General features: G+C 60.8%; 6 protein-coding genes and 2 tRNA genes. 5 read left to right on the top strand and 3 right to left on the bottom strand.

Features of this window, described 5'->3' with window-relative positions; all coding sequences use genetic code 11:
• The first annotated feature begins 164 nt into the window (after window positions 1–164).
• Both ACXJMY_RS37595 and ACXJMY_RS37590 read left to right on the top strand, forming a co-directional pair.
• A complete protein-coding gene (locus ACXJMY_RS37595) occupies window positions 165–947 on the top strand; it encodes an SGNH/GDSL hydrolase family protein (RefSeq protein ID WP_456624396.1) in 783 nt (260 codons plus the stop codon).
• Window positions 948–1,102: 155 nt separating this feature from the next.
• Entirely contained in the window at window positions 1,103–1,363 is a 261-nt protein-coding gene (locus tag ACXJMY_RS37590) for a hypothetical protein (RefSeq protein ID WP_071911332.1), read from the top strand.
• Window positions 1,364–2,125: 762 nt separating this feature from the next.
• On the opposite strand, the gene ACXJMY_RS37585 is transcribed toward ACXJMY_RS37590, so the two are convergent.
• Window positions 2,126–2,211, bottom strand: a tRNA-Tyr gene (locus tag ACXJMY_RS37585).
• Between the two features lie 208 nt (window positions 2,212–2,419).
• On the opposite strand from ACXJMY_RS37585, the gene rlmB reads away from it, so the two are divergent.
• Window positions 2,420–3,250 (top strand): 23S rRNA (guanosine(2251)-2'-O)-methyltransferase RlmB, encoded by an 831-nt coding sequence (gene rlmB / locus ACXJMY_RS37580; RefSeq protein ID WP_456624395.1) that lies wholly within the window; start codon window positions 2,420–2,422, stop codon window positions 3,248–3,250.
• A gap of 62 nt (window positions 3,251–3,312) precedes the next feature.
• Here rlmB and ACXJMY_RS37575 read toward each other — a convergent pair whose 3' ends face one another.
• Window positions 3,313–3,849 (bottom strand): hypothetical protein, encoded by a 537-nt coding sequence (locus ACXJMY_RS37575; RefSeq protein WP_456624394.1) that lies wholly within the window; start codon window positions 3,847–3,849, stop codon window positions 3,313–3,315.
• Window positions 3,850–3,892: 43 nt separating this feature from the next.
• Window positions 3,893–4,378 carry a hypothetical protein gene (locus tag ACXJMY_RS37570; protein WP_456624393.1) on the bottom strand — a complete coding sequence of 162 codons (486 nt, stop codon included), beginning with the start codon at window positions 4,376–4,378 and terminating at the stop codon, window positions 3,893–3,895.
• A 307-nt stretch (window positions 4,379–4,685) separates the two neighbouring features.
• Here ACXJMY_RS37570 and ACXJMY_RS37565 point away from each other — a divergent pair, with 307 nt between their 5' ends.
• Both ACXJMY_RS37565 and ACXJMY_RS37560 read left to right on the top strand, forming a co-directional pair.
• Window positions 4,686–5,156 (top strand): hypothetical protein, encoded by a 471-nt coding sequence (locus tag ACXJMY_RS37565; protein WP_456624392.1) that lies wholly within the window; start codon window positions 4,686–4,688, stop codon window positions 5,154–5,156.
• Between the two features lie 160 nt (window positions 5,157–5,316).
• Window positions 5,317–5,391, top strand: a tRNA-Thr gene (locus ACXJMY_RS37560).
• The last annotated feature ends 48 nt before the right edge of the window (window positions 5,392–5,439 follow it).

Below are 5,439 nucleotides of genomic sequence, written 5' to 3'. Positions count from 1 at the left end.
TCGCTACAGGCTGTCCGGTCATGGTCTCACCCGCGACTACCCGCGGAATCATCGTGTTTACTCACTGCCCACGCGTCAATCGACCTGTAATTCAAGGATATAGCGAAACGTCTGACGCTAACGGTTGTCAAGAGAGAATCGACCGGTTATGGGGGGACATGTTTTTGACCTACTTTGCCCTCCGTGCCCGAGCCGCTGGAATAATGGCGTCAATCGGCGCGGCCTTGCTTATCGGATTGTCTGGCAGTGGGTCCTCTCAAGCGCAAGACGAGTTATCATCTGCCGAGAAATGCCTTTCAGCAAATTTCAACACCTCGCTGGGTGCACAATTGCCCCGCACAGCGTCGCGTTTGAAATCTGGTGAGCCGTTAAGGATTGTAGCGATCGGATCATCGTCGACCGTAGGACTCTGGATGCTCAGGTCAGCGGCCACATATCCGGAGGTCATGCGCCGAGAGCTATCGAGACTTAGATCGAACGCGACGATCGAGGTCATCAACAGCGGCCGAGTCGGCGATACGATTCCGAACAACGTTGCACGGTTCGAGCGTGACGTTTTCGCGCACACGCCTGATCTCGTTATCTGGCAATTAGGTACTAATGACGTCGCCTGGGGTGGCCGGCCGGACCACGGGCTCAAAAGAAGCGTTCTTGAAGGGGTAAGGGCACTTAAGGCGGGGTCTGCCGATGTCGTGTTGATGGATCTGCAATATGCGCCACAGGTGCTCGCTTCAGTTGGTTATTCGACGATGGAGGACATCATCATCGATGTCGCAAAACAGGAACGGGTCGGGCTGTTCTCTCGTTTTGCGCTGATGCGAAACTCGGTCGGTGCCGGAGTTGCGCAAAGCGCGCTTGTAACGTGGGACGGATTGCACAACACCGCCGATGGTTATGATTGCATTGGACGAGCCCTTGCCCGAGCCATCTCAACGAGTGCGCGTTGAGAGGCCCTAGCTTCGAAGGCTGCGGGTTCGCATGAGTTTGATGCCGAGCGTGCAGATGCCCATCAACGCGAACAAAGACCAATTATCGTCGACAATCACCGCCTCTCTCGCAGCGGTGATAGCAACTCGCGCCGACGCTGTCAGGAGGTGCGCTCATGCACCATTATGCCAGCCAACTTGTTGACCTGTTACTGGTGCTTGTCGCCGCGTGGATGGTGCCGGCCACCATTTTTATTATCTACGCCTATTTCGCTCGCCTTAAGAATCCGGTCAGCGAATCGGTCTTTGGACGTGTGGTCATCGTTTCCTTGTTCATCATAACCACGTCGATTTGGCTTCCGATAATTGTGGCCGCCATAGTCCTATCACTGATCGGTCATTTGTGGTTCCGCTTCAGGGGACAACTACGCAAGTAGCTAGATATTGAAAAAGATGGAGTCGAATTAGAGCGGCCCATCAGCAAACTAAAAAAGGGAAGCGAAGTAATGTCCGCGTTTCTCCCAGCTCTGACGATAGCTGCCATCAATTTTATAACAGTCGCCACGGCTGCAGAATGGCGACCGCAGTTTCTCTCAGCGTGCCGAAACGGCTGCGGGCAGCAAGGCAGCTTTTCGACGAACGCTTGCTTGCAGATTTGCATCTGCATGGCTTCAGAATTGGAAACGAAGTTTAGTACCGAGACTCTAGGATCCATTGATCCCCCGAGTGCTGAGCAACTACACCAAACTAACGAAATCAGAATGCTTTGCGTCCGGCGAGTACTAGGACGTTAGAGCTGTTGCCATTGGCTCGGAGTCGTTTATGGGCTTCAACTCTGACTTGGCCTCTAGGGCAGTCCGTCCGAGTGTCGTGGACGACCCTCGCCTACCTGCTTCCTCGCTCGATGCTGCAATCCTCGTGCACATGTATCTCGAGATGGCCCAACCCAGCCGATCAGTTGATCGAGCTTCATTTCGGAATTGGTGTACTGCATCGAATCCCAGCCGCTAAGGGTTAAAACACAACCGTAAGCTTTAAGAATGGGCTGGGGAAGCCGTTGGGTTCAAATGCCGTGAGTTATCAAGAGGTCAAGGATCGCGCTCCGATGACGGCAGACGCGTGATGCTTCCCATGTGCTTCCCAACCAGCATTGCCGATCGGTCTTGGGAAGCACCGTCGCTCTAAGCCGCTGAAAACGTTGGTGGGGGAGGCAGGACTCGAACCTGCGAAGCCATGAGGCGGCTGATTTACAGTCAGCTCCCTTTGCCACTCGGGACACTCCCCCGCTCGACGGCAGCACAATCGGGCCGGACCTTTGCCGGCGGACCGAAGACGGCCATGGAACGTGAAGGCCGCGACAGCCCGGATGGGGGCGCGACCGGGCGCGGTTATGGGCGAAGCGGTGGGGTAAAGTCAACCGAGGCGAACAGCTAAAATGGCCCCCGGTCGCACCCAAATTGCCATATTCGGGGACCCGTGACACAAGCGAGCCCATGAAGGATCGAAAATTCATCCCCAGGGGCCCGCGTGGCGGGACTAAGCCCTTCAACAGACCGGGAAAATCGGCTGGTCGGCCAGCCTGGCGCGACCGCGATTCGGCCCCCGACGGGCCCGTCATCCTCTATGGCTGGCACACCGTCACCATGGCCCTCGCAAACCCTGCGCGGCGGATCCGCAAGCTGACCCTGACCGAGAACGCCGCCCGCCGCCTGGCGGACGAAAACATCGAAACCCGCATCGCGCCCGAGATCGTCCGGCCGCAGGACATCGATCGCCTGCTCTCGCCCGACGCCGTGCACCAGGGCCTGCTCGCGGAGGCCGATCCCCTGCCCTCGCCCGACATCGAGACCCTGGAGCAGGAGGGCATGGTGCTGGTGCTCGACCAGATCACCGATCCCCACAATGTCGGCGCCATCCTGCGCTCCGCCGCCGCCTTTGCGGTGAAGGCGATCGTCACCACCGCGCGCCACAGTCCGGAAGCGACCGGCGTGCTGGCGAAAGCCGCCTCMGGCGCGCTCGAGCTGGTGCCGATGATCACCGTGCAAAATCTCGCCCGCGCGCTGACCACGCTGAACGAAAGCGGTTTCCAGACCGTCGGGCTCGACAGCGAGGGCAGCGCGGATTTGAGCGAGGTCGTGCTGCGCGAGCCGCTCGCGCTGGTGCTCGGCGCCGAGGGCAAGGGTCTGCGGCAATTGACGCGCGAAACCTGCAGCGTGGTGGCGCGGCTCGACATGCCCGGCGAGATCAAGAGCCTCAACGTGTCGAACGCCGCCGTGCTCTCGCTGTACGTTGGCGCGAGCCGTCTTGGGTTGATGAAGCGGTAGCGAAACAAAACGCCCGTCCGCATCACGCGGACGGGCGTCTCTCATTTCAACCGATCAAACGATCAGTAATAGCGGCGCAGCACCCGGTGGCCGCCGTAATAGTACGGCGCAGCGCGACGGGCGTAGCCGTAGCGGGGACCGTAGCCGTAATGCACGCGCGGCAGATAGCCGTGGCGCGGGCCATAGCCGTAGCGGTACGGACGATAATAGGGCCGGCGATAGGGATAGGCGGCCGGCGCTTCGACCGCGGCGGCACGATAGCCATAGCCGTTGCCGTAGCCATAACCACGGCCGTAGCCGTAATTGGCGGGCGCGACGACTGCGTCTTCACGATAGGTCGGGTACGGCGCGAAGGCGCCGGGGCCGGTGTAGGTCGGGCCCTGGTTGACGTAGTAATACTGAGTGGCCGGCTCGGCGAGGTGCTCAAAGCCCCAACCGCCATAACCCGGGCCATAACCCCAGCTACCGCAACCCGTGTTGCAGCCGCTGTAGACCGGCGCCACTGGCGCGCACGTGCTGAAGCCGCAAGCCGCGGCCGGCGCGGCCCCGACGAACATCACGGCAGCCGCCGCGACCAGTCCCGAAATCATCTGACGCATTACTCTCTCCTGTTGATTTCTGTTTGTTGGATTTTGACGTTTCTTAACCGGGCGGTCTGCCGGGCCCCTCGGCCCGTGGTCGCCGCCGATGGTGCGGTGGATTGGCATTGATCTCCGGTGCAAAGATCACCGGCGGCGGATTGACGGGAATGTCCATCTGCGGCGGCAGCGGCATCGACTGCGCGCCCCAGGTTTGGTGATAGCTCTCGGCCGGCTGCGGCAATTTGCGGTTCGCGGGCGGCTCGACTTCGAGGCGGCCGTAACCCGGCCGCAAGCCCAGGGTCGGATAATAATGGCCGACATCGGAAGGCTGCCGCTCGGCGATGTAGCGCCCGCCATAGATCGTGGGCTGCACCTGGACGTTCTTCCCCAGGCCCCAGACACCCTCGACGACGGTGTAGGACGCATCGATGTTGTTGATGATGATGGGCACGCCGGGGCGGCCGGGAACGACGATATCGAAACCGCCGCCGGCAAGCGCCGCCGTCGGCAGTCCGATCAGAAAGGCTGCGAGCGCCAGAGCGCGCATGGCGGGATCCCGGTTGTTCCGGAACACAACCTATCCGATCGCGACGCAGAGAGGGTTAAGGCCGATTGACCAATTTCCGGTAAGCCTAACACGTAAGGATTGACTGCCGCTCAAATGCGGCAAAGCGCACTAGCGAAGCGTTAACGGGCAGCAGATCATCGCCGCGCACCGATGCGCGCAGGGTTGCGTGGCGCAAGATGCACATCCTGGGCGGGCTCACGTCGATGTGACTTCGCATCCGAGAAAACGCGGAACGACTGCCGGACGTCGCACTTAGCACAGGTCTCAACCACATGGAGCAAATGCCATGACAAGCCTGAAGCTTGTTGGCTTGGCCGCCATCGTTGCGTCCACGCTGGCAACACCGGCCTTCGCGCAAACGTTGACCGACAATTCGGCCCGCTGCACCGGGCCCTTCCAGGATCCCAATTGCCAGAATCTCGGCGCCGGCAATCCCACCACCGACCGCGGCTATCGCCGCCGGCACATGGCCCGGCAAGTGAATTCGAATGATGGAACACAATCGGGCTTCTGGCCGGTGGATACTGCGGGCGCGGTTGCAGGCGCCGCTGTCGGCACCGCGGCAGCCGTTGCCTCGGCGCCGTTCCGCAGCTGGGACAACTCATACGCCTATGACAATTCCGGCGGCTACAACGGCGCCCGTGGCGAAATGGGTTGGTATGGCAACTGGGATACCTACGCGGCTCGCAACGGCATCGTTTGCCGACCCGGTAGCTGGGTCAAGGGCGAGGACGGCCGCCAGCACATCTGCCAATAAGGCGACATAAGTCGAGCGAGACAGATCAGGCGGCCTTGGGTCGCCTGATTCATATCCGCGATGGTCGCGGGTTCTGGCACTTTCCAACCAAGTCTGGTATTGCGGCGCGCGGGCGCAGATGTCCCGGCGCATGCCGGCCCCTGCCCCGCTTTCCAGCGTCGCCGGCTTAGCTCAGCGGTAGAGCAGCGGTTTTGTAAACCGAAGGTCGGGGGTTCAATCCCCTCAGCCGGCACCACGAAATTGCCGGTAATCATAGGGTTTTCTGCGGAATTCGAGGGCCGGA

The organism is Bradyrhizobium sp. P5_C12, assembly GCF_054049735.1.
Note: the sequence above shows the minus strand (reverse complement) of the source record. Positions and strands in the feature narration are given on the sequence as shown.

What these genes read in the sequence shown, in the direction of transcription:
- ACXJMY_RS37590 (WP_071911332.1), top strand. Translation starts at nt 1,103, where the DNA reads ATGCACCATTATGCCAGCCAACTTGTTGACCTGTTACTGGTGCTTGTC.
- ACXJMY_RS37575 (WP_456624394.1), bottom strand. Translation starts at nt 3,849, where the DNA reads ATGCGTCAGATGATTTCGGGACTGGTCGCGGCGGCTGCCGTGATGTTC.
- ACXJMY_RS37570 (WP_456624393.1), bottom strand. Translation starts at nt 4,378, where the DNA reads ATGCGCGCTCTGGCGCTCGCAGCCTTTCTGATCGGACTGCCGACGGCG.
- ACXJMY_RS37565 (WP_456624392.1), top strand. Translation starts at nt 4,686, where the DNA reads ATGACAAGCCTGAAGCTTGTTGGCTTGGCCGCCATCGTTGCGTCCACG.